Here is a 24,147-nt window from a genome sequence, read left to right as displayed (position 1 = left end):
CGGCCCGCTTCCGGTCGCCCCCGGCCGGGGCTCGGCCTGTCTTCGGCCGCCCCCGGTCGGGGCTCAGCCGGCCTTGACCGCCGCGGTCACGCCGGCTGCGATCCGGGCCACGTCCGCGGCGTCGCAGACGTACGGCGGCATGGTGTAGACGAGATCCCGGAACGGCCGCAGCCACACCCCCTCGGCCACCGCGGCGGCGGTGGCCCGCGGCAGGTCGACCTCGTGGTCCAGCTGCACCACGCCGATCGCCCCGAGCACCCGCACGTCGGCCACGCCCGGCGTGCCGCGCAACGGCTCCAGGCCGGCCCGCAGACCCGCGGCGATCTCCGCCACCCGCCCGGCCCAGTCCCCGGCCCGCAGCAGTCCCAGGGAGGCGTTGGCGACCGCGCAGGCGAGCGGGTTGCCCATGAACGTCGGCCCGTGCGCCAGCACCCCGCCGGCGGAGATCGCGCGGGCCACCTCCGGCGTGCAGAGCGTCGCCGCCAGGGTCAGGTAGCCGCCGGTGAGCGCCTTGCCGACGCAGAGCACGTCCGGGGTGACCCCGGCGTGCTCGGCGGCGAACATCCGCCCGGTCCGGCCGAAGCCGGTGGCGATCTCGTCGAAGATCAGCAGGATGCCGTGCGCCCGGGTGACCTCCCGCAGCACCCGCAGGTAGTGCGGGTGGTGGAAGCGCATCCCGCCGGCGCCCTGGACCACCGGCTCGACGATCACCGCGGCCAGTTCGTCCGCGTGGCGGGTCACCGCGTCGACCAGTGTCGCCTCGTACGCCGGGTCGGGCGGGGCGTCGAAGCCGGCGGGCGGCAGCGGCGCGAACACCTGTCGGGGCAGCACGTCGCCCCAGAGGTGGTGCATGCCGCCCTCCGGGTCGCAGACGCTCATCGGGTGGAACGTGTCGCCGTGGTAGCCGCCCCGCCAGGTGCCGAGCCGGCGACGCTCCGGGCGTCCCACCGCGCGCTGGTGCTGCAGCGCCATCTTCACCGCGACCTCGACACCCACCGAGCCCGAGTCGGCCAGGAAGACGTGTTCCAGGCCGTCCGGGGCCAGCTCGACCAGGGTACGGGCCAGGCGTACCGCGGGTTCGTGGGTGAGCCCGCCGAACATCACATGGCTCATCCGGCCGAGCTGATCGGTCACCGCCGCGTCCAGCACCGGGTGCCGGTAGCCGTGGATCGCCGCCCACCACGACGACATGCCGTCGACCACGTCCCGCCCGTCGCCCAACCGCAGCCGTACCCCCGCCGCGCTCTGCACCACGTACGGCGCGGAAGCCGACGGCATCCCCGCGTACGGGTGCCAGACGTGCCGGCGGTCGACCGCGAGGATCTCCTCAGGCGTCACGGGTCCTCCGGGGTGAGGTCAGCGGGCGGCTCGGGCGATGGCTCGGGGCAGGGCCGGGCCGCGGTAGATGAAGCCGGTGTAGAGCTGGACCAGGGCGGCCCCGGCGTCGAACATGCGGGTCGCGTCGTCGGGGTCGAGGATGCCGCCGACGCCGATCACCGGGAGCCGACCGGCGGTCTCCCGGTGCACGAAGCCGACCAGTTCGCGGGCGCGCTCGGTCAGCGGGCGGCCGGACAGGCCGCCGGCCTCGGCGCCGACTGCGCGGTCGGCCGGGGCGAGCCCGTCCCGACCGAGCGTGGTGTTCGTGGCGATGACGCCGGCCGCGCCCCGGTCGAGGCAGACCTCCAGCAGCTCCGCGACGGCCGGCTCGGTGAGGTCGGGGGCGATCTTCACCAGCACCGGCTTCTCCCCCACCAGCGCGGCGAGCAACGCGTCCAGGTGGGACCGGTCCTGAAGTGACCGCAGGCCCGGGGTGTTGGGTGAGGACACATTGACCGCGAAGTAGTCGCCGTGTTCTCTCAACGCCCGGTAGGAGGCCACATAGTCCTCGACGGCCTCGTCCAGTGGGGTCACCTTGGACTTGCCCAGCGAGATGCCCAGCGGCACGCCGAGCGGGCGGGGCAGCGCCGCCAGCCGGGCCGCGAGCGCCGACGCCCCGTCGTTGTTGAAGCCCATCCGGTTGATCACGGCCGTGCTGTCGCGCAGCCGGAACAGCCGCGGCCGGGGGTTGCCCGGCTGGGCGTGCGCGGTCACGGTGCCGACCTCGACGAAGCCGAAGCCGAGCGCCGGCCACGCCGGCAGCGCGACCCCGTTCTTGTCCATCCCGGCCGCCAGCCCGACCGGGTTCGGGAACCGCACCCCGAACACCTCACGCGGCGCCTCCCGAAAGTAGGCCCGCCGCAGCCCCCCAAGCACCAAAGGCCGCCGCGAGACCCCGGAAAGCCGCTCAAGCGCCCACTCGTGCGCCCCCTCCGCGTCCCCACCCCGAAGCGCGAACAGCCGCCCCCGAACCACCCGCTCGAAGATCACCGCCCGCCCCCCGATCCGTTGATCATGAAGTTGACGGCGATGTGGATCTCTTTCGCCGCCGCCAACCTCATGATCGACGGGGTTGTCGGGGTGGGCCCGGGTGTCACTCGTGGCCCCGGAGGGCGGCGTGGAGGTCCTGGAGGGGGCGGACCTGGAGGTCTCCGTTGATTCTGGCCTCGATGCCCATCACCGCCGCCGCCGCGCCGGGGACGGTGGTGACGCAGGGGATGTCCGCGGTCACGGCCGCGCTGCGGATCTCGTAGCCGTCCGAGCGGGCGCTCGCGCCGGAACCCTGCGGCGTGTTCACCACCAGCGCCACGTCGCCGCCGAGGATCAGCGAGACCGCGTCCGCGCCCTCGCCCGACTCGTAGTGCTTGCGGATCTGCTCGCAGGCGATGCCGTGCCGACGCAGCACCTCGGCCGTGCCGGTGGTGGCGACGATCTGGAAGCCCAGGTCGGCCAGGCGCTTGATCGGGAAGATCATGGCGCGCTTGTCCCGGTTCGCCACCGAGACGAAGATCTTCCCGGCGGTGGGCAGCGACCCGTACGCGGCGGCCTGCGACTTGGCGAACGCCTGCCCGAAGCCGGTGTCGATGCCCATCACCTCGCCGGTGGAGCGCATCTCCGGGCCGAGCAGCACGTCGATGCCCTTGCCGGACGGGGTGCGGAACCGCTTGAACGGCAGCACCGCCTCCTTGACCGCGATCGGCGCGTCCGGCGGCATGGTGCCGCCGTCCCCGGTCGGCGGCAGCATCCCCTCGGCGCGCAGCTCGGCGATCGTGGCGCCCAACGCGATCCGGGCCGCCGCCTTCGCCAGCGGCACCGCCGTCGCCTTCGACACGAACGGGACGGTCCGCGAGGCGCGCGGGTTGGCCTCCAGCACGTAGAGCGTGTCACCCTGCAACGCGTACTGGACGTTGAGCAGGCCGCGCACCCCCACGCCGCGGGCGATCTCCTCGGTGTAACGGCGCACCTGGGCCAGGTGCGAGCCGGCCAGCGTGATCGGCGGCAGCGCGCAGGACGAGTCGCCGGAGTGGATGCCGGCCTCCTCGATGTGCTCCATCACGCCACCCAGGTAGACGTCGCCGTCCGCGTCGACCAGCGCGTCCACGTCGATCTCGATGGCGTCGTCGAGGAAGCGGTCCACCAGCACCGGGTGGTCCGGCGAGATGTCGGTGGCCCGGCCGATGTAGTCACGCAGCGTGGCGTCGTCGTAGACGATCTCCATGCCCCGGCCGCCGAGCACGTACGACGGACGGACCAGCACCGGGTACCCGATCTCGTCGGCGATCGCCTTCGCCTCGTCGTACGAGGTCGCCATGCCGTGCGCGGGCGCCCGCAGCCCGGCCCGGGCCAGCACCGCGCCGAACGCGCCCCGCTCCTCGGCCAGGTGGATCGACTCCGGGGAGGTGCCGACGATCGGCACCCCGGCGTCCTTGAGCCGCTGGGCCAGGCCGAGCGGGGTCTGACCGCCGAGCTGCACCACGACCCCGACCACGCCCGGGCCGCCGGCCGCCTTGCCGGACGAGTCCTCCGAGTACCAGACCTCCAGCACGTCCTCGAAGGTCAGCGGCTCGAAGTAGAGCCGGTCGGCGGTGTCGTAGTCGGTGGAGACGGTCTCCGGATTGCAGTTGACCATGACGGTCTCGTAACCCACGCCCCGAAGCGCCTGGACCGCGTGGACGCACGAGTAGTCGAACTCGATGCCCTGGCCGATCCGGTTCGGCCCCGAACCGAGGATGAGCACCTTCGGCCGGTCCGAGGGCGCCACCTCGGTCTCGGAGTCGTACGTGGAGTAGTGGTAGGGCGTGGTCGCCTCGAACTCGGCCGCGCAGGTGTCCACCGTCTTGTAGACCGGTCGGATGCCGAGCCGGTGCCGCAGCGTGCGTACCCCGTCCTCGGCGGCCAACTCGGGGCGCAGCGCGGCGAGCTGGCGGTCGGACAGGCCGGCGCGCTTGGCCCGGCGCAGCAGGCCGGCGTCGAGCACCGGGGCGTCGACGATCTCGGCGCGCAGCTCGACCAGCGCGGCGATCTGGTCTAGGAACCACGGGTCCATGCCGCCGGACGCCTCGGCCACCTCGGCGATCGACGCGCCGAGGCGCAGCGCCCGCTCGACGGTGTAGAGCCGCCCGTCGTGCGGCATCCGCAGCGCGGCNCCTTGGTCTCCAGCGAGCGCATCGCCTTGTTCAGCGCTTCGGTGAAGTTGCGGCCCAGGCTCATCGCCTCGCCCACCGACTTCATCGTGGTGGTCAGCTCCGGGTCGGCGCCGGGGAACTTCTCGAACGCGAACCGGGGGATCTTCACCACCACGTAGTCGAGCGTCGGCTCGAACGCGGCCGGCGTCTTGAGCGTGATGTCGTTGGGGATCTCGTCCAGCGTGTAGCCGATGGCGAGCTTCGCCGCGATCTTGGCGATCGGGAAGCCGGTGGCCTTCGACGCCAACGCCGACGACCGCGACACCCGGGGGTTCATCTCGATCACCACGATCCGGCCGTCGACCGGGTTGACCGCGAACTGGATGTTGCAGCCGCCGGTGTCCACCCCGACCTCGCGCAGCACCGCGATGCCCAGGTCACGCAGGTTCTGGTACTCCCGGTCGGTGAGCGTCATCGCCGGCGCGACGGTGACGCTGTCGCCGGTGTGCACGCCCATCGGGTCGACGTTCTCGATCGAGCAGACCACCACCACGTTGTCGTGGCGGTCGCGCATCAGCTCCAGCTCGTACTCCTTCCAGCCGAGCACGCTCTCCTCGATCAGCACCTCGTGCACCGGGCTGGCGGCCAGGCCGGCGCCGGCGATGCGGGCCAGGTCCTCGTCGGTGTGCGCCATGCCGGAGCCGAGGCCGCCCATGGTGAACGACGGCCGGATGACCACCGGCAGGCCCAGCTCGGCGACGGTGTCCCGGACCTCGTCCATCGAGTGGCAGACCCGCGAGCGCGGCACCAGCGCCGCCGGGTCGTCCAGACCCAGGCGTACGCCGGCCTTGGCCACGATGTCCTTGAAGAGCTGCCGGTCCTCGCCCCGGTTGATCGCCTCGATGTTGGCGCCGATCAGCTCCACGCCGTACTTCTCCAGCACGCCCGCGGAGTGCAGCGCGACCGCGGTGTTCAGCGCCGTCTGCCCGCCCAGGGTGGGCAGCAGCGCGTCCGGACGCTCCTTGGCGATGACCAGCTCGACGAACTCGGGCGTGATCGGCTCGACGTAGGTGGCGTCGGCGAACTCCGGGTCGGTCATGATCGTCGCCGGGTTGGAGTTGACCAGGCTGACCCGGATGCCCTCGCTGCGCAGCACCCGGCAGGCCTGGGTGCCGGAGTAGTCGAACTCGCAGGCCTGCCCGATCACGATCGGCCCGGAGCCGATCACCAGGATGTGCTTCAGATCGGTCCGCTTAGGCATTCTTGCCGCCTTCGATGAGTTCGGCGAAGCGGTCGAACAGGTAGTCCGCGTCGTGCGGGCCGGCCGCCGCCTCCGGGTGGTACTGGACGGTGAAGGCGGGCACGTCCACGGCCCGCAGCCCCTCGACCACGTTGTCATTGAGGCAGACATGGGAGACCTGGACGCCGCCGAACTCGGTGTCGACCACCCGGTCGGGGACCACCGCGCCGGCCCCGGCACCGGGCAGCTCCACGGCGAAGCCGTGGTTGTGGCTGGTCACCTCGACCTTGCCGGTGACCCGGTCGAGCACCGGCTGGTTGATGCCGCGGTGGCCGTACCCCAGCTTGTAGGTGCCGAAGCCGAGCGCCCGACCGAGGATCTGGCTGCCGAAGCAGATGCCGAACAGCGGGATCCGCCGGGTCAGCACCTCGCGGGCCAGCCCCACCGGGCCGTCGGCGGTCGCCGGGTCGCCCGGGCCGGGCGAGAAGAAGACCGCGTCCGCGCCGGTGGCGAGCAGGTCGTCGATGGTCGAGCCGGCGGGCAGCACATGGGTGGTGACGCCGCGGGCGGCGAGCCGGCGCGGCACGTTGCGCTTGATGCCCAGGTCCAGCGCGGCCACCGTGAACCGGTGCGCGCCCTGCGCCGGTACGACGTACGGCTTCGCGGTGCTCACCTCGGCGGACAGGTCCGCGCCGACCATCTGCGGCGACCGACGGACCCGCTCCAGCAGCGCGGCCGGGTCGTCGTCGACGCTGGAGACGCCGACCCGCATCGCGCCGCGCTCGCGCAGGTGCCGGGTCAGCGCCCGGGTGTCCACCCCGCTGATGCCGACCACGCCCTCGGCGGCGAGCCGGTCCTCCAACCCGCCGGTGGCCCGCCAGTTGGAGCCGACCCGGGCCGGGTCGCGCACCACGTAACCGGAAACCCAGATCCGGTCGGACTCGTCGTCCTCGCCGTTCACGCCGGTGTTGCCGATGTGCGGCGCGGTCTGCACCACCACCTGGCGGTGGTAGGACGGGTCGGTGAGCGTCTCCTGGTAGCCGGTCATGCCGGTGGTGAAGACCGCCTCGCCGAAGGTCTCCCCGACGCTGCCGTACGCCTCGCCGTGGAACGTGCGCCCGTCCTCCAGGACGAGGATCGCTGAACGCCTGCGACTCACTTCACTGCCTTTCCGTCCAGGACCGTCGGCTCGCCGCGCAGGAAGGTCGCCACGATGCGACCCGGCAGCGTCATGCGGGCGTACGGAGTGTTGCGACTGCGGCTGGCCAGCTCCGCGGGCTCGATCACCCGGCGGGCGGCCGGGTCGACCAGGGTCAGGTTGGCCGGCACCCCGGGCGCCGGGTCGAGGCCGTGACCGTCCAGCCCGGCGATCCGGGCCGGCGCCCGGGACATCCGCTCCGCGATCAGGTCCCACTGCGGACCGAACACGTCCAGCGCGATGGAGAGCGCGGTCTCCAGACCGAGCATGCCCGGCCGGGCGTACGCCCACTCGCACTCCTTGTCCTCCACCGCGTGCGGCGCGTGGTCGGTGGCGACGATGTCGATCACGCCCTCGGCCAGCGCGGCCCGCAGGGCGGCGACGTCGGCGGCCGTACGCAACGGGGGGTTGACCTTGAAGACCGGGTCGTAGCTCTCCGCTTTCTCGTCGGTGAGAAGGAGGTGGTGCGGCGTCACCTCGGCGGTGACCCGCACCCCGCGCGCCTTGGCCTGCCGCAGCACCTCGACGCTGCCGGCGGTGGAGACGTGGCAGACGTGCAGGCGGCTGCCGACGTGCTCGGCCAGCAGCACGTCCCGGGCGATGATCGCCTCCTCGGCCACCGCCGGCCAGCCGGTCAGGCCGAGCCGGGTGGAGACCTCGCCCTCGTGCATCTGCGCGCCCTCGGTGAGCCGGGGCTCCTCGGCGTGCTGGGCGATCACCCCGTCGAACGCCTTCACGTATTCCAGCGCCCGGCGCATCAGCCTCGGGTCGGCGACGCAGTGCCCGTCGTCGGAGAAGATCCGCACCCGGGCCGCCGAGTCGGCCATCGCGCCCAGCTCGGCCAGGCGCTCGCCGGCCAGCCCGACGGTGACCGCGCCGATCGGCTGCACGTCGACCAGGCCGGCCTCCCGGCCGAGCCGCCAGACCTGCTCGACCACGCCGGCGGTGTCGGCGACCGGCGAGGTGTTCGCCATCGCGCAGACCGCCGTGTAGCCGCCGAGCGCCGCCGCCCGGGACCCGGACTCGACCGTCTCGGCGTCCTCCCGGCCGGGTTCGCGCAGGTGGGTGTGCAGGTCGACCAGGCCGGGCAGCGCGACCAGACCGGTCGCGTCGACCACCGTGGCGTCGTCGGCGGTCAGGCCGGCGCCGACCTCGGCCACCACGCCGTCGCGGACGAGCAGGTCGGTCGGCTCGCCGTCGAGCACACGGACGTTCCTGATGAGGTACGCGGTCACCGGTTGTTCCCTCCGAGCAGCAGGTAGAGCACGGCCATCCGCACGGAGACCCCGTTGGCGACCTGTTCGACGATGGTGGAGCGGGGCGAGTCGGCGACCTCCGGCGTGATCTCCATGCCCCGGTTCATCGGGCCGGGGTGCATGACGATCGCGTGCTCGGGCAGCCGGCGCAGCCGTGGCCCGTCGAGCCCGTACCGGCGGGCGTACTCGCGGGCCGACGGGAAGTAGGAGTCGCTCATCCGCTCCCGCTGCACCCGCAGCATCATCACCACGTCCACACCGGGTGCAACGGCGTCGAGGTCGTAGGAGACGTCGATGCCGGGGGCGAGCGCGGACGCGATGTCCACCGGGATGAGCGTCGGCGGGCCGACCAGGGTGACCTTCGCGCCCAGGGTGGAGAGCAGCAGCACGTTGGAGCGGGCCACCCGCGAGTGCAGCACGTCGCCGACGATCGCGACGTGCAGGCCGGCGAGCCGGCCCAGCCGGGACCGCATCGTGTACGCGTCGAGCAGCGCCTGGGTGGGGTGCTCGTGGGTGCCGTCGCCGGCGTTGACCACCGACCCGTCCACCCAGTCGGCCAGCCGGTGCGGCGCACCGGAGGCGGGGTGCCGGATCACCACCGCGTCGGCACCCATCGCCTGGAGGGTGAGCGCGGTGTCCTTCAGGCTCTCGCCCTTGGCCACGCTGGAGCCCTTGGCGGAGAAGTTGATCACGTCGGCGCTGAGTCGTTTGGCGGCCGCCTCGAACGAGATCCGCGTCCGGGTGGAGTCCTCGTAGAAGAGGTTCACCACGGTGCGCCCGCGCAGCGCGGGCAGCTTCTTGACCTCACGGCCGGCCACGGTGGCCATCTCGGCCGCGGTGTCCAGGACCAGGGTGGCGGTGTCGGCGTCCAGGTCCGCGCCGGAGAGCAGGTGTCGAATCATGCGGGAGACCCCCCGTACAACTTGACCTCGTCGGCGCCGTCGGTCTCGGCGAGGGTGACCTTCACGTTCTCGGCCAGCGCGGTCGGGATGTTCTTGCCGACGTAGTCGGCGCGGATCGGCAGCTGGCGGTGGCCGCGGTCGACCAGGACGGCGAGTTGCACGGAGGCCGGTCGGCCGACGTCGCTGAGCGCGTCCAGCGCGGCCCGCACGGTCCGGCCGGAGAAGAGCACGTCGTCGACGAGCACGACCCGCTTGCCGTCGATCCCGCCGGCCGGCAGGGCGGTCGGGCCGACCGCGCGGGTGGCGTGCCGGCGCAGGTCGTCGCGGTAGAGCGTGATGTCGAGCACGCCGACCGGCACGGTCACGTCCTCGAACGTGCTGATCCGGGCCGCCAGGCGGTGGGCCAGGGGGACGCCCCGGGTGGGGATGCCGAGCAGCACGGTGTCGGCGGCGCCCTGGGTCTTCTCCAGGATCTGGTGGGCGATGCGGTCGACCACGCGCGANGGGCAGCCGATGGGTAGGCCACGGCGGACCTCCTTCCCCGCCTCACGGGACGGGTCGTTAAAGGACGTCTGGTCGGCCGGCGGGACCCGCGAGGGCCCGGACCGGGGCTCCACGCCACGTTACCAGCGGTCACCGGCCCGGTCGCGGCCGGTCCTGACCTGCCGGTCAGCCCGGAGAAATGTGGACAAGCCAGACCGGCGCCCGGACCTCGTGGACCGTAACACTTGACCACGTGTCGCAATCCCCGTACCGTCACGCTCCGTAGCGATAGCTGGGAGAACCCCGAGCAGCACTGGGAGTGTCCGAATGCCCTCTGAATACGCCAAGTCTCTGGGCGCCCGCCTGCGCTCCATCCGCCAACAGCAGGGCCTGTCCCTGCAGGGGGTGGAGGAGAAGTCGAACGGGCGGTGGAAGGCCGTGGTGGTCGGCTCGTACGAGCGCGGCGACCGCGCCGTCACCGTGTCCCGCCTGGCGGAGCTGGCCGAGTTCTACCGCGTTCCCGTCTCCGAGCTGCTGCCCGACGGCAGCGGGGTGCGCCACGAGCCCACCAGCAAGATCGTGCTGGACCTGGAGCGGCTCTACGACGAGGCCTCCGAGGACCTCGCCTACGTCGCCCGGTACGCCCGCGCCATCCAGCAGCAGCGTGGCGACTACAACGGCCGGGTGCTCTCCATCCGCGCCGACGACCTGCGCGCCCTCGCGATCGTCTACGACGCCTCACCGTCGGGCCTGATCGAGCGGCTCACCGAGCACGGCGTGCTGGTCGCCGACCCGCGCGCGTTCTTCGCCTCCTGACGCCCCGCACGAGAAGGGCCCGTGCCGTCCGGCACGGGCCCTTTCCGTCGTTCCTGTCCACGGGCCTCAACGGCTGGCGTACTCGGCGATCCGGCCGAGGATGCCGTTGAGGAAGCGGGGCGAGTCGTCGGTCGACATCTGCCGGGCCAGCTCCACGGCCTCGCTGATCGCCACCGCGTCGTCGATCTCCTCGACGTAGAGCAGCTCGTACACGGCGATCCGGGCCAGGTTGCGGTCGACCACCGGCATCCGGTCCAGCGTCCAGCCCTCGGCGTAGCTGGCGATCGTCTCGTCGATCCGGTCGAGGTGCGCCGCGACGCCCTCGACCAACCCGACCGCGTAGCCCACGTGGTCGGGTCGGGGCCGCTCGATCCGCTCCAGGTAGCCGGCCAGCACCTCGACCGGGGGACGGTCCCGAAGGTCGGCCTCGAAGAGCACGTCCAGCGCCCGCTTACGCGCCTTGCGGCGCGCCGGCATCTGCTGCTTGGGACCCTCGGCCATCAGGCTCGGCCGAGGTAACGGCCGTCGCGGGTGTCGACCTTGATCTTCTCGCCGGTGGTGATGAACAGCGGCACCTGCACGGTGGCGCCGGTCTCGACCGTGGCCGGCTTGTTGCCGCCGGTCGAACGGTCACCCTGGAGGCCCGGCTCGGTGTAGGTGACCTCCAGCACGACCGAGGTGGGCAGCTCGATGTAGAGCGGCACGCCCTCGTGGGTCGCGACGGTCGCCTCGGCCTCGGGCAGGAGGTAGTTGGCGGCCTCGCCGACGGTGCCGCCGAGCACGGTGATCTGGTCGAACGTCTCCAGATCCATGAAGACGTAGTCCTCGCCGTCGGCGTACAGGTATTGCATGGTGCGCTTGTCCACGGTCGCGGTCTCGACCTTGGTGCCCGCGTTGAAGGTCTTGTCGACCACCTTGCCGGACAGCACGTTCTTCAGCGTGGTGCGCACGAACGCACCACCCTTACCGGGCTTGACGTGCTGGAACTCGACGACGGCCCACAGCTCGCCGTCCAGGTTGAGTACCAGGCCGTTCTTCAGGTCGTTGGTGGTGGCCATTTCCTGCCTTGATCATCAATTGGCGGACAGACCCGCCAAGTCTACTCGCTGTGTCGAATCGGACTCGCACGCTGCGCGAGATGGTGCAGCGCCAGCCGGTAACCGTCCACACCCAGCCCGCAGATCACCCCGGTCGCCACCGCCGACACCACCGAGTGGTGCCGGAACTCCTCCCGGGCGTGGATGTTGGAGATGTGCACCTCGACCAGCGGGCCCCGGAGCATGGCGCAGGCGTCCCGCACCGCGATCGAGTAGTGCGACCAGGCGGCCGGGTTGAGCACCACCGCCGCCTCCTCGTCGGCCGCCCGGTGCAGCCAGCCCAGCATCTCGTGCTCGGCGTCGGTCTGCCGGACCACCACGTCCAGCCCCAGCTCGCGGCCGGTCTCCTCGCACCCGGTCACCAGGTCGGCGTAGCTGGTCACCCCGTAGACGTCGACCTGGCGGGTGCCGAGCCGGCCCAGGTTCGGCCCGTTGAGCACGTACACCCTCACGAGCTGATCTCCCGGTACGCGGCGGCCAGCAGCTCCTCCGGCGGGGCCTCCAGGATCGCCGGGCGCGCGAGCCCGTCCAGCACCACGAACCGCAACCGGCTCCCCCGGGCCTTCTTGTCCACCCGCATCGCGGCGAGCAGCTCCGGCCACGCGTCCGCCCGGTAGCCGGTCGGCAGGTCGAGCGCGGCCAACACGGCCCGGTGCCGCCGCGCGGTGGCCGCGTCGAGCCGACCGGCGAGCCGCGCGAGGGTGGCCGCGTAGACCAGCCCCACCGCGACAGCGTGGCCGTGCCGCCAGCGGTAGCCCTCCACCTTCTCGATCGCGTGCGCCAGGGTGTGCCCGTAGTTGAGCACCTCGCGCACCCCGGACTCGCGCAGGTCACCGCCGACCACGTCGGCCTTGACCCGCACCGCCCGCTCAACCAGCTCGCGGGCTACCGGGCCGGCCGGGTCGAGCGCGGCGGCCGGGTCCCGCTCGACCAGGTCGAGGATCACCGGATCGGCGATGAAGCCGCACTTGACCACCTCGGCCATCCCGGCGGCCAGGTCGGCCGGGGGCAGCCCGTCCAACGTCGCCAGGTCGCAGATCACCCCGACCGGCGGGTGGAACGCGCCGACCAGGTTCTTGCCGGCGGCCGTGTTGATCCCGGTCTTGCCGCCGACGGCGGCGTCGACCATGCCGAGCAGCGACGTCGCCACCGGCACCCAACGCACCCCGCGCAGCCAGCTCGCCGCGACGAAGCCGGCCAGGTCGGTGACCGCGCCGCCGCCCACCCCGACCACCGCGTCGGTACGCGTGAAGCCCGCCGCGCCGAGCCGGTCCCAGGCGGCGGCGGCCACGTCCACGTGCTTGCCCGCCTCGGCGTCCGGCACCTCCACCAGCAGCGGCGCCACGCCGTCGGCGTCGAACCGCTCGGCGAGCTGCCCGGCCAGCGCCTTGAGCGGGGGCGCGTACAGCAGGGCCACCCGCTCGGCACCGGGCAGCAGCTCCGGCGGCGGGTCCAGCAGGTCACGTCCCACCAGCACGTCGTACGGCCGCTCGCCGTCGACCGGGATCCGGGTCACCTCGTCCATCGCCGGCAGCCTAGTCCAGCGTCCGGGGCCGACGCGGCGACTGTCCACTGGTTGGGGCGTTTGTCCGGCCGCCACCCGGGTACGGCGGCCGGATGAGCGAGAGGGCACCGCACACGACGCGATCGGAGACCGCCACGAGCATCCGGGTCCCCGCCACCGTCCTCGGCGTCGGGCTGGGCGGCTTCGTCGACGGCATCGCACTGCACCAGGTCCTCCAGTGGCACCACATGCTCAGCAGCACGAACACCGACCGGGTGGGGATCCGGGACTACCCGGTCGACACCGTGCCCGGCCTGCAGATGAACACGCTGTGGGACGGCCTCTTCCACGTCGTCACCTGGGTGGCGGTGCTGACCGGGCTGGCCCTGCTCTACGCCCGGGTGACCCGCTCCCGGGGCCGGCTCTGGCGCTCCCGGATGCTCTGGGGCTGGGTGCTGGTCGGCTGGGGCCTGTTCAATCTGGTCGAGGGAATCATCGACCACCACCTGCTCGGCATCCACCACGTCCGCACCGGCGCGCACCAGACCTGGTGGGATCTCGGCTTCCTGGTGCTCGGCGCGCTCCTGGTCGGCGTCGGCTGGGCGATCCAGCGGCGGGCCGACGCCGTCGACCTCTGCGCGCCGGAACGCCGGTGAGCCTGGCGCACGCCGTACCCGCCGGGGGCGGCTTCCCGGCGACGGCGCTGATCCCGGCGGTCCTGTTCTGGGCCTACCTGGCCGCCGCGCTGCGGCTACGGGACCCGGGCGGGCCCGGCTGGGCGCACGGGCGGACCGTCAGCTTCGGGCTGGGCGCGCTGCTCGTCGCGGTGGGGCTGCTCGCACCCGGTGACGACTTCGTCGGGCACATGTGGCAGCACCTGCTGATCGGCATGCTGGCGCCGCTGGCGCTGGTCCTCGGCGCCCCGGTCACGCTGCTGCTGCGCACCCTCGACCGGCGGACCGGCCGTCGGCTGGTCCACCTGCTGCGGCACCCGGTCGCGCGGCTGCTCGGCCACCCCGTCACCGGCCTGCTGCTCACCGCGGGCGGCGTCTGGGTGCTCTACCTCACCCCGCTGTACCGGGCGACGCTGCACGACCCGCTGCTGCACACCCTGGTGCAGGCCCACTTCCTGCTCGGTGGCTGCCTGTTCGCCTGGTCGATCGCCGGGCCCGATCCGGGCCCGCACCGCCCCCGGGTGCCGGTGCGGCTGGTGGTGCTCGGCATCGGGGTCGCCGCGCACGCCACGATCGCCCAACTGCTCTACGCCGGGCTGTTCGTCGACGTGCCGGCCACCGGCGCCGAGCTGCGGGCCGGCGCCACCCTGATGTACTACCTCGGCGACCTGGCCGAGATCGCCCTCGCGCTCGCACTGCTCGCCACCTGGCGACCGGAGCGGCCCACCGCCCGCCGGACGGCCCCCCATCCGACGCGCGAGCCTCGGCGGGGTGGCGGCCGGCCCGTCAGGGCTTGAGCAGCGCGGCGATCTCGGCGGCCAACTCCTCCGGCTCACGGCCGTCGGTGACCACGGTCGCGGTCGCCACCTCGGCGTAGAGCGGGCGACGCTGGTCCAGCAGGTACTTGAGCGTGGCGCGGGGGTTCAACGACAGCAGCGGCCGACCGGCGCCCAACCCGACCCGCTTGATCGCGTCGGGCAGCTCCACGGACAGGTGCACCACGGTGTGGCCGATCAACGCGGCCCGGTTCTCCTCGGCCAGGACCGCGCCGCCGCCGAGCGCGAGCACCCCGGCGTGCGAGGCCAGCCCCGCCGCCACCGCGGCCCGTTCCAGCGTACGGAAGTGGTCCTCGCCCTCGTCGACGAAGATCTCCGGGATCGGCTTGCCGGCCATGCGCTCGATGTCGGTGTCGGTGTCCCGGAAGTCGACGCCGAGCGCGGCGGCGAGCGCGGTGCCCACCGTGGTCTTGCCGGAGCCGGGCGCCCCGACCAGCACACAGACCGGCCGGGTGCTCACGAGATGACCAGTTTGTCGAGGTAGCCGGCCAGGTTGCGGCGCATCTCGGCAACCGAGTCGCCGCCGAACTTCTCCACCGCCGCCTCGGCGAGCACCAGCGCGACCATGGCCTCGGCGACCACCGCCGCCGCCGGCACCGCGCACACGTCGGAGCGCTGGTTGATCGCGGTGGCCGGCTCGCCGGTGGTCACGTCGATGGTCGCCAGCGCCCGGTTCAACGAGGAGATCGGCTTCATCGCCGCCTTCACCCGCAGCGGCTCGCCGGTGGTGATGCCGCCCTCCAGGCCGCCCGCCCGGTCGGTCACCCGGCGTACGCCGGTGGCGGTGGGCATGATCTCGTCGTGCGCCTCGGAGCCACGGGACCGGGCCTGCTGCCACCCGTCGCCGATCTCCACGCCCTTGATCGCCTGGATCGACATCAGCGCGGTGGCCAGCCGCGCGTCGAGCTTGCGGTCCCACTGCACATGGCTGCCCAGGCCCGGCGGCACCCCGTAGGCCAGCACCTCGACCACGCCGCCGAGCGTGTCGGCGTCCTTCTTCGCGGCGTCGACCTCGGCGACCATCCGGGCGCTGGCGTCGGCGTCGAGGCAGCGCAGCGGGTCGGCGTCGATCCGGGCGGCATCCTCGGGCGTGGGTCGCAGGCCCGGCTTGACCGCCACCGGGCCCAGCTCGACCACGTGGGAGACGATCTCGATGCCGAGCGCCTGCCGGACCAGGGCCTTCGCGACCGTGCCCACGGCGACGCGGGCGGCGGTCTCCCGGGCGCTGGCCCGCTCCAGGATCGGCCGGGCGTCGGTGTGCCCGTACTTCTGCATGCCGGCCAGGTCGGCGTGGCCCGGGCGCGGGCGGGTCAGCGGGGCGTTGCGGGCCTGACTGGCCAGCTCCTCCGCGTCGACCGGGTCGGCGGCCATCACGGTGCGCCACTTCGGCCACTCGGAGTTGCCCACCCGGATCGCCACCGGACTGCCCAGCGTCACGCCGTGCCGCAGCCCACCGATGATGTCGATCTCGTCCTGCTCGAACGCCATCCGGGCGCCCCGGCCGTAGCCGAGCCGGCGGCGGGCCAGCTCCCCGGAGATGTCCCCGGTGGTCACCTCGATGCCGGCGGGTACCCCCTCCAGCAGCGCGACGAGGGCGGGTCCGTGCGATTCACCTGCAGTCAGCCAGCGCAACACAGCGGTCAGTGTGTCACGGCCCCACCCCGGCCCGACGCGGTGCCGGCGGTGTCCCGCCCTACGGACAGGCCCGGGCCCCGCTCCCCGGTGAGGCGTTAACCGGGGGCCCCGCCTCTGCCGGAAGCGTTAAGCGGGGGCCCCGCCTTACCTGCCGAGCGCGGCGCGCATCGCGGCGCGGGGGGCGGTCACGCCGGTGAAGTGCTCGAACTGCCCGATCGCCTGGGCCAGCAGCAGATCCAGCCCGGAGATCACCCGGCAGCCGGCGGCCGACGCCGCGGCGGCGAGCGGGGTCGGCCACGGGTCGTAGAGCGCGTCGAAGAACACCGTCTCCGGTCGCCAGTCGAAGTTCTCCGCGAGCGGGTCGGCGACGCCCTTCGGCACGGTGGAGATCACCAGGTCGGCCCGGGCGTGCGCGGGCGCGCCGTCCCACTCGGCGCCGGCCAGCGGCACCCCGACCGCGGCGGCCACCGGACGCAGCTCGTCGACCGCCTCCGGCCGGCGGGCCACCACGGTCACCTCGGCCGCGCCGATCTGGGCCGCCGCCGCGACCGCCGCCCGCGCGGTGCCGCCGGCGCCGAGCACCGTCACCACCGCCCCGGCCACGCACCCGGCGCCGGTGAGCACGTCGACCATGCCGGTCACGTCGGTGTTGTCGGCGTACCAGCCCTCGTCGGGTCGGCGTACCAGGGTGTTGGCGGCACCGACCGCGGCGGCGACCGGTGAGACCTCGTCGGCCAGCGCGAGCGCCGCCTCCTTGCCGGGCATGGTCACCGACAGCCCGGCCCACTCCGGGCCGAGGCCCGCGACCAGGCCCGGCAACTCGTCCGCGCCGGCTTCGATCCGGGTGTACGACCACCCGGTCAGCCCGGCCGCCGCGTACCCGGCGCTGTGGATCGCCGGGGAGAGCGAGTGGGCGATCGGCCGGCCGACCACGGCGGCCCGCATCAGCTGCAGTTCTCCCCGGTGAGCACCTTGTTGTCGCACATCTGCCGGGTCAGCCTGCGGAAGTCCGCGTCGTTGGAGCCGTAACCCATGGTGCCCTTCTTGTCCACCGTCATGAAGAAGATCCAGTCACCGGCCGGCGGGTCCAGCGCGCCCTTGAGCGCAGGCTCGCCGGGGTTGCTGATCGGGGTCGGCGGCAGGCCGGCGACGTTGTGCGTGTTGTACGGGTTCTTCAGGTCGTTGATCTCGCTCTGCAGCAGGTCGTCGGAGTCCTTCGGGTCCTTGCCCTGCAACCGGAGGTGGTAGTTGATGCCGCTGTCGATGCCGAGGCAGTTGCAACCGATCTTGCCGGCGTAGACCCGGTTGTAGATCACCCGGGAGACCTTGGGCAGGTCGACCGCGTTGACCGACTCCGCCTCCGCGATGGACGCGGTGATCAACGCCTCGTACGGGGAGATCTTGCGTTCCTTCTGCGCCCGGTCGACGAAGTCGAGCTGATCGGTCACGGTCAGGAACTGCTTCACCATCAACGACAGGATCTGCTCGGCGGTGGCCTTCGGCGGGATCTCGTAGGTGGAGGGGTAGAGGAAGCCCTCCAGGCTCTTCGGGGCCTTCTTGCCGTCCTGCCGCTTGTACCAGAAATCCGGTACGCCCAGCTTCACCGGATCCTTCGCCGCCTCCTGGAACTCCTTGACCGGGATCTTGGTCTGCTTCGCCAGGATCTGGTAGACGTTCAAGGTGATGGTGCCCTCCGGGATCGTCACCCCGTTGACCACCCGGCTCTTCGGGTCGAGCATCAGCGTGATGGCGTCCGCAGCCTTCATCTCCTTGCGGACCTTGTAGCGACCCACCTGGATGTTCTTGCTACGGGCGTTCGCGTCCGCAGCCTCGACGAACGCCTTGGTGCTCTTCACCACCCCGGCCTCGAACAGGGTGACGCCGATGTCGGTGAGGGTGTCGCCCGTCTTCACCTCGACCAACGCCTCGCCGGTGCCCGGGCCGTCGTAGTCGGGAGTGACCAGGTAGTTACGGATCCGGTCGAAGCCGACGTACGCGCCGCCGCCGATGCCGCCCAGCAGCACGATGGCCATCAGGAGCGCGAAGATCGTTTTGCCCCGGCTTCCGCCGGACCTGCCCTGCCGCCGGCGCACGGCGCCGCGCCGGTGGCGCCCCTTCTCCCCCTTGTCCGGCTCGTCGAACCCCAGGTCAAGGTCGTCGATCATTACGTCCGCCTCCGCTGTGCGTCCAGCCAGCTCTGCAGAATCTCCACCGCGGCGGCCTGATCGACCACCGCCCGTTGGCGCTTTCCCCGGACGCCCCGTTCGGCCAGCCTACGACTTGCGACCACGGTCGACATCCTCTCGTCCGTCAGCGTCACCGGAATCGGCCCCATTACATCCGCCAAACGGGCGACATAGGCCGATACGTTCGCTGCGGCCGGGCCGTGCTTCCCGGCGAGGTTGACCGGCAGACCGACCACGACGCCGACCGCCTCGTGCTCGGCGGCCAGTCGGACCAGCTCGGCCATGTCGGCGGGCACCGTGTCCGGTTCGGTCGTCAGGTCCCGGGCCAGGGTCACCAACGGGGTGGCGAGGATGCCGTGCGGGTCGGAGCGGGCCACCCCCACCCGGACCTGGCCGACATCAACCCCCAACCGGACGCCACGGGTGAACTCAGCCATCTGCCGGGCACCTCCGGAGCCGGTACGGGCCAGGGCGGGCCCACCGGCCCGCCCTGGCATCGATCATCGCGCTCATGCCGACTCGGCGACCGCTTTCTCCACGGTCACCAGCAGGTTCGGTGCCTCCGTGGCGGGCAGGCCACCACCCTGGGCGAGGTCGTCGCTGCCGCCGCCGCGACCGGAGAACGCGGCCTTGACCAGGTCCTTGGCGCTCAGCCCCCGCCCCCGGGCGGCCTGGTTGACGGCCACCACCAGGGACGCCTTGCCGTTGGCCCGGGCCGCCACCGCGACCACCGCTGGCCGGGCCGCGTCGATCCGGCCCCGGACCTCCTGGGCCAGGGTCCGCACGTCGTTGGCCGCCGCGCCCTCGGGCGCCTCGGTGCCCACGTACGCGACCCCGCGCACGTCCTTCGCCTGCGCCGCGAGCGCGCCGGCCCCACCGAGCACGAGCTGGGCGCGGAGCTTCTCCAACTCCTTCTCCGCGTCGCGGAGCTGGGTGACGGTCTGCTCCACCCGGTCGGCGACCTGCTCGCCGGGCACCCGGAACAGCTCGGCCAGCCGGGACACCAGCAGGTGCTCGCGGGCCAGGAACCCGAAGGCGTCCATGCCCACCAGGGCCTCGATCCGGCGCACGCCGGAGCCCACCGACGCCTCGGAGAGGATCTTGACCAGGCCGAGCTGGGCCGAGCGGGCGACGTGCGTGCCGCCGCACAGCTCCCGGGCGTAGTCGCCGACCTCGACGACCCGGACCCGCTCGCCGTACTTCTCGCCGAACAGCGCCATCGCGCCGATCCGGCGGGCCTCCTCCTGGCTGGTGACGAAGGCGTGCACCTCCAGGTCGGCCAGGAGCACCTCGTTGACCTGCTGCTCCACGTCGTGCAGCACGCTCGGGGCCACCCCGGTCGGGGTGTTGAAGTCGAACCGCAGTCGGCCCGGCGCGTTCAGCGAACCCGCCTGGGTCGCCGACTCGCCGAGGAAGTTGCGCATCGTCTGGTGCACCAGGTGCGTCGCGGTGTGCGAGCGGGAGATGGCCCGGCGACGGGACGCGTCGATCTCCGCGTACCCGGTCTCCCCGGCGCGGACCTCACCGCGCACCACCCGGGCGCGGTGCACGATCAGGCCGGGCACCGGCTGCTGCACGTCGAAGACCTCGACCTGGCCGCCGCCGACCGTGATCAGGCCCTGGTCGGGCTGCTGACCGCCGCCCTCGGCGTAGAACGGGGTGGTGTCGAGCACCAGCTCGATCGTCTCCCCCTCGGCGGCGGCCGCCACCGACGCGCCGCCGGCCAGCAACGCGCGCACCCGGGACTCCCGGTTCAGCTCGGTGTAGCCGGTGAACTCCACCGGCCCGCCGCCGTCGAGCACCGACCGGTACGCCGACACGTCGGTGTGCCCGGTCTTGCGCGCCTGCGCGTCGGCCTTGGCGCGGCTGCGCTGGTCGGCCATGAGCCGGCGGAAACCGTCCGCGTCCACCTGGAGGCCCTGCTCGGCCGCGATCTCCAGGGTCAGGTCGATCGGGAAGCCGTACGTGTCGTGGAGCTGGAACGCCTTGTCACCGGAGAGCGCCGGCTGGCCGGCGGACTTCGTCTCGGCGATCGCCGTGTCCAGGATCGTGGTGCCGGCGCGCAGCGTGGCGAGGAACGCGTCCTCCTCGGCGTACGCGTACTGGGAGATCCGGCCGAACTCCTCGGCCAGCTCCGGGTACGACGGCGCCATGCAGTCCCGGGCCACCGGCAGCAGCTCCGGCAGCGCCCGGTCCTGGTAACCCAGCAGCCGCACCGACCGGATCGCCCGCCGCATGATCCGGCGCAGCACGTAGCCGCGCCCCTCGTTCGACGGGGTCACCCCGTCGCCGATGAGCATCAACGCGGTACGGACGTGGTCGGCGATCACCCGCAGCCGCACGTCGTCCGGGTGCGACTGGTTGGCCGCGTGCCCCGAGTGCGCGCCGTAGCGCTTGCCGGTCAGCTCGGCGGCCTTGTCGAGGATCGGCTTGACCTCGTCGATCTCGTAGAGATTGTCCACGCCCTGCAACAGCGAGGCCATCCGCTCCAGGCCCATGCCGGTGTCGATGTTCTTCGCCGGCAGGTCGCCGAGGATCGGGAAGTCCTCCTTGCCGACGCCCGGACCGCGCTCGAACTGCATGAAGACGAGGTTCCAGAACTCCAGGTAGCGGTCCTCGTCGACCTCCGGACCACCCTCACGGCCGTACTCCGGGCCCCGGTCGTAGTAGAGCTCCGAGCAGGGGCCGCACGGCCCGGGGATGCCCATCGACCAGAAGTTGTCGGCCTTGCCCCGGCGCACGATCCGCTCGGCGGGCACCCCGGTGGCCCGCCAGATGTCGTACGCCTCGTCGTCGTCGAGGTAGACCGTCGCCCAGATCCGCTCCGGGTCCAGCCCGAAGCCACCCGCCTCGACCGACTTCGTGGCCAGGTCCCAGGCGAGCGGGATCGCCCCGTCCTTGAAGTAGTCACCGAAGGAGAAGTTGCCGTTCATCTGGAAGAACGTGCCGTGCCGGCTGGTCTTGCCGACCTCGTCGATGTCCGGCGTCCGGATGCACTTCTGCACGCTGGTCGCCCGCGCGAACGGCGGGGTCTGCTGGCCCAGGAAGTAGGGCACGAACTGCACCATGCCCGCGTTGATGAACAGCAGGTTCGGGTCGCTGATGGCGGGCAGCGGAGCGGACGGCACCACGGCGTGGCCGTTCGCCTCGAAGTGGGCGAGGAACCGCCGCTTGATCTCCGCCGTCTTCATCGCTGGTGGTCCTCCGGGAAAATCTCTCGGTCGCCGATCCGCGGGTCCTCCCGCAGCTCGGCGAACTGGTCGTCGTACGCCTCGCCGCGGGCGAAGGCCTCGTGGATCTCCTGCTCACGCTCGGCCATCGAAACCCGGACGTCGTCCACGAAGGCCCGCACCGACTCGACGAGACCGCCGGCGGACTCGGACAACCCGCTGGCGATGCCCGCCGGGGTGTACGCCTGCGCGGTCCGGGTGGCCTTGCGCACCACCAGGACGCCCACGGCCAGCCCGATGCCCAGCCAGAACAACCGCCTCATGCTCTCATCCTTCCGCGTACGCCGATCGGGGTCAGCGGTTGCCGCGCTTGGCGGACCGGCGTTGCTGCTTGATGGTGTCGCGCACCTCGCGCTCGGTCTCCGCGTGCCGGCGGGCGGAGGCGGCCTTGCGCACGCCGTAGCCGAACGCGGCCACCTTCACCAGCGGGTTGGCCGCGGCGGCGGAGACCACGGCGGCCAGGTTCGCCACGTTCGCGGTCACGTTCTGCGCATGCGTGGTCATGGTGTCCACCTTGGCGAGCTGGAGGTTCACCCCGTCCAGCGATGTCTGCGCCTGCTCCAACGCGACGTTGACGTTCTTCACCGTGGTGTTCACGTCCCCGAGCAGCGGTGCGGTGCGGTCGTTCAGGTCGCCGATCATGCGGGTCGTCGCGTCCACGGTGTGCCGAAGCCGCAGGATCGGCACCGCCAGCACGAGCACCAGCATCAGGAACGCACCGGCCGCGATCAGCGCAGCGATCTCTCCACCACTCACGCGCATGTCCTCCTCAAGCAGTGTCCCGAGGCCCGACGCCCCGGGACGCGCGACCGTACCTACCCACTTCGCACCACGCCGACCCGGTCACCGGGCGAGGACGGGCGCGCCAGCCCCAGACCCTACCGTCCGTGATGAACGTCGGCTCACGACGGTGAGGGGGTGGGCTCACCGAGGGGATCGTCGGTGAGGGTCGGGTACGGGTCCTCTCCGGTGAGTGACGGATCGGTGGTCGGCGTCGGACCGGTGCGCTCGTCGTCGATCGCGTTACGCACCTTCACCGACACCAACGAGCCGGTGCACGTCGCCGCTGCGGGCTCGGGGGGCGCGGACGGCGCCGGCTGCCCGTCCACCGGCGGCGGCGTGCAGGCGGGGTCGCGGACCCAGAGGTCGAGCGTGAGTTCGTCCCGGCGCCAGCAGGTGTAGCTGCCCTCGACCCGCTCCTCCGGGCAGCGGTCGACCTTCCAACGCCGCCAACCGTCCTTCGCCAGGGCCTGCTCGTAGACGGCGACGGTCTCCTTCCAGCCCTGCTCCGACTCGACCGCGCGTTCCCGCAGTCGGCAGTCCTGGAGGCACCAGCGGCTGCCGCTGACGTTGTCGACCGTCTTCGTCGCCGCCCAGGAGGGCACGGCGAGCGCGTCCAGGGTGTCGAAGACCGGGTCGCGACTGAGCGTCCGCATCCCGAAGTAGATCGGCACCGCGCCCAGCAGCACGAGGCTGACCAGGGCGAGCACGCCCATCCGCAGTCGTCGCCGCTCGCGCATCCGCCGGCGCAGCTCGGAACGCGCGCCGCGCAGTCCACCGCGCTGCGTACCGTCCTCGGCCGGTCCGGGGCCGGCCGGTCGCGGCGTCGGCCCGTCGCCCGCACCGGGCCGCGTCCCCGCCGGCTCCCCCGGGGGTACGACCGCAGCCGCCCGGGCCACCGCCGGCGCACCCGGGGCACCCGCGCCACCCGACGCGGCCGGACCCGGTTCCGCACCGGGTGGGACGGCTCGACCGGCGGCCCGCTCGTCCGGACCGGCGGGAGGGCGGGCCACCGCCGCCCGTGCGGTCGCCGACGCGGTCACGGCACCACCGGCCGCCGCCCGGGGACCCGACGCGCCGGCCGGACGGGACGTGCCGCCGGCACCGGCCGGACCCGCCTGGTCGGGGCGGACCGGAGCACGACCACCGGCACCCGCCGGACCAGCGTCGGCGGGACGGACCGGAGTGCGACCACCGGCAGCCGCCGGCCCCGCCTCGTCCGGACCGACCGGAGCGCGACCACCGGCCACGGCCGGACCCGCCTGGTCGGGGCGAACCGGAACACGGCCACCGGCACCCGGCGGACCAGCCTCGCCGGAACGGACCGGGCCACGGCCACCGGCACCGGCCGGACCGGGTCCGACCGGAGGTGCGGCCTGGCCCGGAGGGGCGCTGCGGCCGTTCGGGCCGGGCAGCCGGCCACCGGTGGGGGCCGGCTCGTCGGCCGGACCGCGAGAGCCGGGACGGCCACCGCCGACCGGCATGCCGCCGGTGCGCTCGGGGTCACCGTGCGGCCCGCGCCCGCCCGGACCGCCCGGACCCGGGGGCGACCCGCCGGGACGGGCCGAGCCTCCGGAACGTTCCCCGCCGACCGGCGGAACGCCGGCGCGGGCCGCACCCCGGACCGCGCCGGATTGCTCGGCACGGGCCGGCGGGCCGGCCGGGGCGGGCTGCTCGGGGCGGGCCAGCGGCCCAGGCGGGCCGGACCGCTCGGGACGGGCCACCGGCCCAGCCTGTCCGGACTGCTCCGGGCGGCCCAGCGGCCCAGCCGGGCCGGACTGCTCCGGGCGGCCCGGCGGCACCGCGAC

The 24,147-nt window shown here is 73.0% G+C and carries 22 protein-coding genes and 1 pseudogene; 3 read left to right on the top strand and 20 right to left on the bottom strand.

Going from position 1 to position 24,147, the window contains the following annotated elements; genetic code table 11:
- Positions 1–63 precede the first annotated feature (63 nt).
- The 7 genes and pseudogenes from B1205_RS12755 to pyrR all read right to left on the bottom strand — a co-directional run bounded on the left by B1205_RS12755 (position 64) and on the right by pyrR (position 9,613).
- Positions 64–1,338 (bottom strand): adenosylmethionine--8-amino-7-oxononanoate transaminase, encoded by a 1,275-nt coding sequence (locus tag B1205_RS12755; RefSeq protein WP_089155783.1) that lies wholly within the window; start codon positions 1,336–1,338, stop codon positions 64–66.
- A gap of 18 nt (positions 1,339–1,356) precedes the next feature.
- Entirely contained in the window at positions 1,357–2,367 is a 1,011-nt protein-coding gene (locus B1205_RS12750; RefSeq protein WP_089155782.1) for a quinone-dependent dihydroorotate dehydrogenase, read from the bottom strand.
- A 103-nt stretch (positions 2,368–2,470) separates the two neighbouring features.
- Positions 2,471–5,763 (bottom strand): annotated as a pseudogene (carB, locus tag B1205_RS12745) (carbamoyl-phosphate synthase large subunit).
- Positions 5,756–6,901, bottom strand: coding sequence for a glutamine-hydrolyzing carbamoyl-phosphate synthase small subunit (gene carA, locus B1205_RS12740; RefSeq protein WP_089155781.1), 1,146 nt, complete (start codon positions 6,899–6,901; stop codon positions 5,756–5,758). The pseudogene carB and the gene carA overlap by 8 nt, the downstream one beginning before the upstream one ends.
- Positions 6,898–8,175 carry a dihydroorotase gene (locus tag B1205_RS12735; RefSeq protein WP_089155780.1) on the bottom strand — a complete coding sequence of 426 codons (1,278 nt, stop codon included), beginning with the start codon at positions 8,173–8,175 and terminating at the stop codon, positions 6,898–6,900. The genes carA and B1205_RS12735 overlap by 4 nt, the downstream gene beginning before the upstream one ends.
- Positions 8,172–9,098 carry an aspartate carbamoyltransferase catalytic subunit gene (locus B1205_RS12730; RefSeq protein ID WP_089155779.1) on the bottom strand — a complete coding sequence of 309 codons (927 nt, stop codon included), beginning with the start codon at positions 9,096–9,098 and terminating at the stop codon, positions 8,172–8,174. Before B1205_RS12730 ends, B1205_RS12735 begins: the two co-directional genes overlap by 4 nt.
- Positions 9,095–9,613 carry a bifunctional pyr operon transcriptional regulator/uracil phosphoribosyltransferase PyrR gene (gene pyrR, locus B1205_RS12725; protein WP_089155874.1) on the bottom strand — a complete coding sequence of 173 codons (519 nt, stop codon included), beginning with the start codon at positions 9,611–9,613 and terminating at the stop codon, positions 9,095–9,097. The genes B1205_RS12730 and pyrR overlap by 4 nt, the downstream gene beginning before the upstream one ends.
- A gap of 295 nt (positions 9,614–9,908) precedes the next feature.
- Between pyrR and bldD the strand changes: the two genes are divergently transcribed.
- On the top strand, positions 9,909–10,397 hold the full coding sequence (gene bldD / locus B1205_RS12720; protein WP_007458348.1) for a transcriptional regulator BldD: 489 nt from the start codon (positions 9,909–9,911) through the stop codon (positions 10,395–10,397).
- A 66-nt stretch (positions 10,398–10,463) separates the two neighbouring features.
- Here bldD and nusB read toward each other — a convergent pair whose 3' ends face one another.
- The 4 genes from nusB to aroB are packed head-to-tail and all read right to left on the bottom strand — an operon-like array spanning position 10,464 to position 13,019.
- Positions 10,464–10,874 (bottom strand): transcription antitermination factor NusB, encoded by a 411-nt coding sequence (gene nusB, locus B1205_RS12715; protein ID WP_176308566.1) that lies wholly within the window; start codon positions 10,872–10,874, stop codon positions 10,464–10,466.
- A gap of 23 nt (positions 10,875–10,897) precedes the next feature.
- A complete protein-coding gene (gene efp, locus B1205_RS12710; protein WP_089155777.1) occupies positions 10,898–11,455 on the bottom strand; it encodes an elongation factor P in 558 nt (185 codons plus the stop codon).
- 41 nt (positions 11,456–11,496) lie between these two features.
- On the bottom strand, positions 11,497–11,946 hold the full coding sequence (aroQ, locus tag B1205_RS12705; RefSeq protein WP_089155776.1) for a type II 3-dehydroquinate dehydratase: 450 nt from the start codon (positions 11,944–11,946) through the stop codon (positions 11,497–11,499).
- On the bottom strand, positions 11,943–13,019 hold the full coding sequence (aroB, locus tag B1205_RS12700; RefSeq protein WP_089155775.1) for a 3-dehydroquinate synthase: 1,077 nt from the start codon (positions 13,017–13,019) through the stop codon (positions 11,943–11,945). Before aroB ends, aroQ begins: the two co-directional genes overlap by 4 nt.
- A gap of 92 nt (positions 13,020–13,111) precedes the next feature.
- Between aroB and B1205_RS12695 the strand changes: the two genes are divergently transcribed.
- Together B1205_RS12695 and B1205_RS12690 are read left to right on the top strand one after the other, a co-directional pair.
- Positions 13,112–13,654: a DUF2243 domain-containing protein gene (locus B1205_RS12695; RefSeq protein WP_089155774.1), complete on the top strand. Its 543-nt coding sequence runs from the start codon at positions 13,112–13,114 to the stop codon at positions 13,652–13,654.
- Positions 13,651–14,469, top strand: coding sequence for a cytochrome c oxidase assembly protein (locus B1205_RS12690; RefSeq protein WP_089155773.1), 819 nt, complete (start codon positions 13,651–13,653; stop codon positions 14,467–14,469). Before B1205_RS12695 ends, B1205_RS12690 begins: the two co-directional genes overlap by 4 nt.
- Here the strand turns inward: B1205_RS12690 and B1205_RS12685 are convergent.
- The 9 genes from B1205_RS12685 to B1205_RS12645 form a co-directional block, all read right to left on the bottom strand.
- A complete protein-coding gene (locus B1205_RS12685; protein ID WP_089155772.1) occupies positions 14,459–14,968 on the bottom strand; it encodes a shikimate kinase in 510 nt (169 codons plus the stop codon). The genes B1205_RS12690 and B1205_RS12685 overlap by 11 nt on opposite strands.
- The gene (gene aroC, locus B1205_RS12680) at positions 14,965–16,143 is read right to left on the bottom strand and encodes a chorismate synthase (protein ID WP_089155771.1); all 1,179 of its coding nucleotides are present in this window, start codon (positions 16,141–16,143) and stop codon (positions 14,965–14,967) included. The genes B1205_RS12685 and aroC overlap by 4 nt, the downstream gene beginning before the upstream one ends.
- 144 nt (positions 16,144–16,287) lie before the next feature.
- Positions 16,288–17,088: a shikimate dehydrogenase gene (locus B1205_RS12675; RefSeq protein ID WP_089155770.1), complete on the bottom strand. Its 801-nt coding sequence runs from the start codon at positions 17,086–17,088 to the stop codon at positions 16,288–16,290.
- The gene (gene mltG / locus B1205_RS12670; protein WP_089155769.1) at positions 17,088–18,308 is read right to left on the bottom strand and encodes an endolytic transglycosylase MltG; all 1,221 of its coding nucleotides are present in this window, start codon (positions 18,306–18,308) and stop codon (positions 17,088–17,090) included. Before mltG ends, B1205_RS12675 begins: the two co-directional genes overlap by 1 nt.
- A complete protein-coding gene (gene ruvX, locus B1205_RS12665) occupies positions 18,308–18,766 on the bottom strand; it encodes a Holliday junction resolvase RuvX (RefSeq protein WP_089155768.1) in 459 nt (152 codons plus the stop codon). The genes mltG and ruvX overlap by 1 nt, the downstream gene beginning before the upstream one ends.
- A gap of 72 nt (positions 18,767–18,838) precedes the next feature.
- The gene (alaS, locus tag B1205_RS12660; RefSeq protein ID WP_089155767.1) at positions 18,839–21,520 is read right to left on the bottom strand and encodes an alanine--tRNA ligase; all 2,682 of its coding nucleotides are present in this window, start codon (positions 21,518–21,520) and stop codon (positions 18,839–18,841) included.
- On the bottom strand, positions 21,517–21,822 hold the full coding sequence (locus B1205_RS12655; protein WP_089155766.1) for a hypothetical protein: 306 nt from the start codon (positions 21,820–21,822) through the stop codon (positions 21,517–21,519). Before B1205_RS12655 ends, alaS begins: the two co-directional genes overlap by 4 nt.
- Positions 21,823–21,853: 31 nt before the next feature.
- Positions 21,854–22,315: a DUF948 domain-containing protein gene (locus B1205_RS12650; protein WP_089155873.1), complete on the bottom strand. Its 462-nt coding sequence runs from the start codon at positions 22,313–22,315 to the stop codon at positions 21,854–21,856.
- 146 nt (positions 22,316–22,461) lie between these two features.
- Positions 22,462–23,079: a hypothetical protein gene (locus tag B1205_RS12645; RefSeq protein ID WP_089155872.1), complete on the bottom strand. Its 618-nt coding sequence runs from the start codon at positions 23,077–23,079 to the stop codon at positions 22,462–22,464.
- Positions 23,080–24,147 lie beyond the last annotated feature (1,068 nt).

The organism is Micromonospora sp. NBS 11-29 (assembly GCF_002140155.1).
GTDB lineage: Bacteria > Actinomycetota > Actinomycetes > Mycobacteriales > Micromonosporaceae > Micromonospora.
Note: the sequence above shows the minus strand (reverse complement) of the source record. Positions and strands in the feature narration are given on the sequence as shown.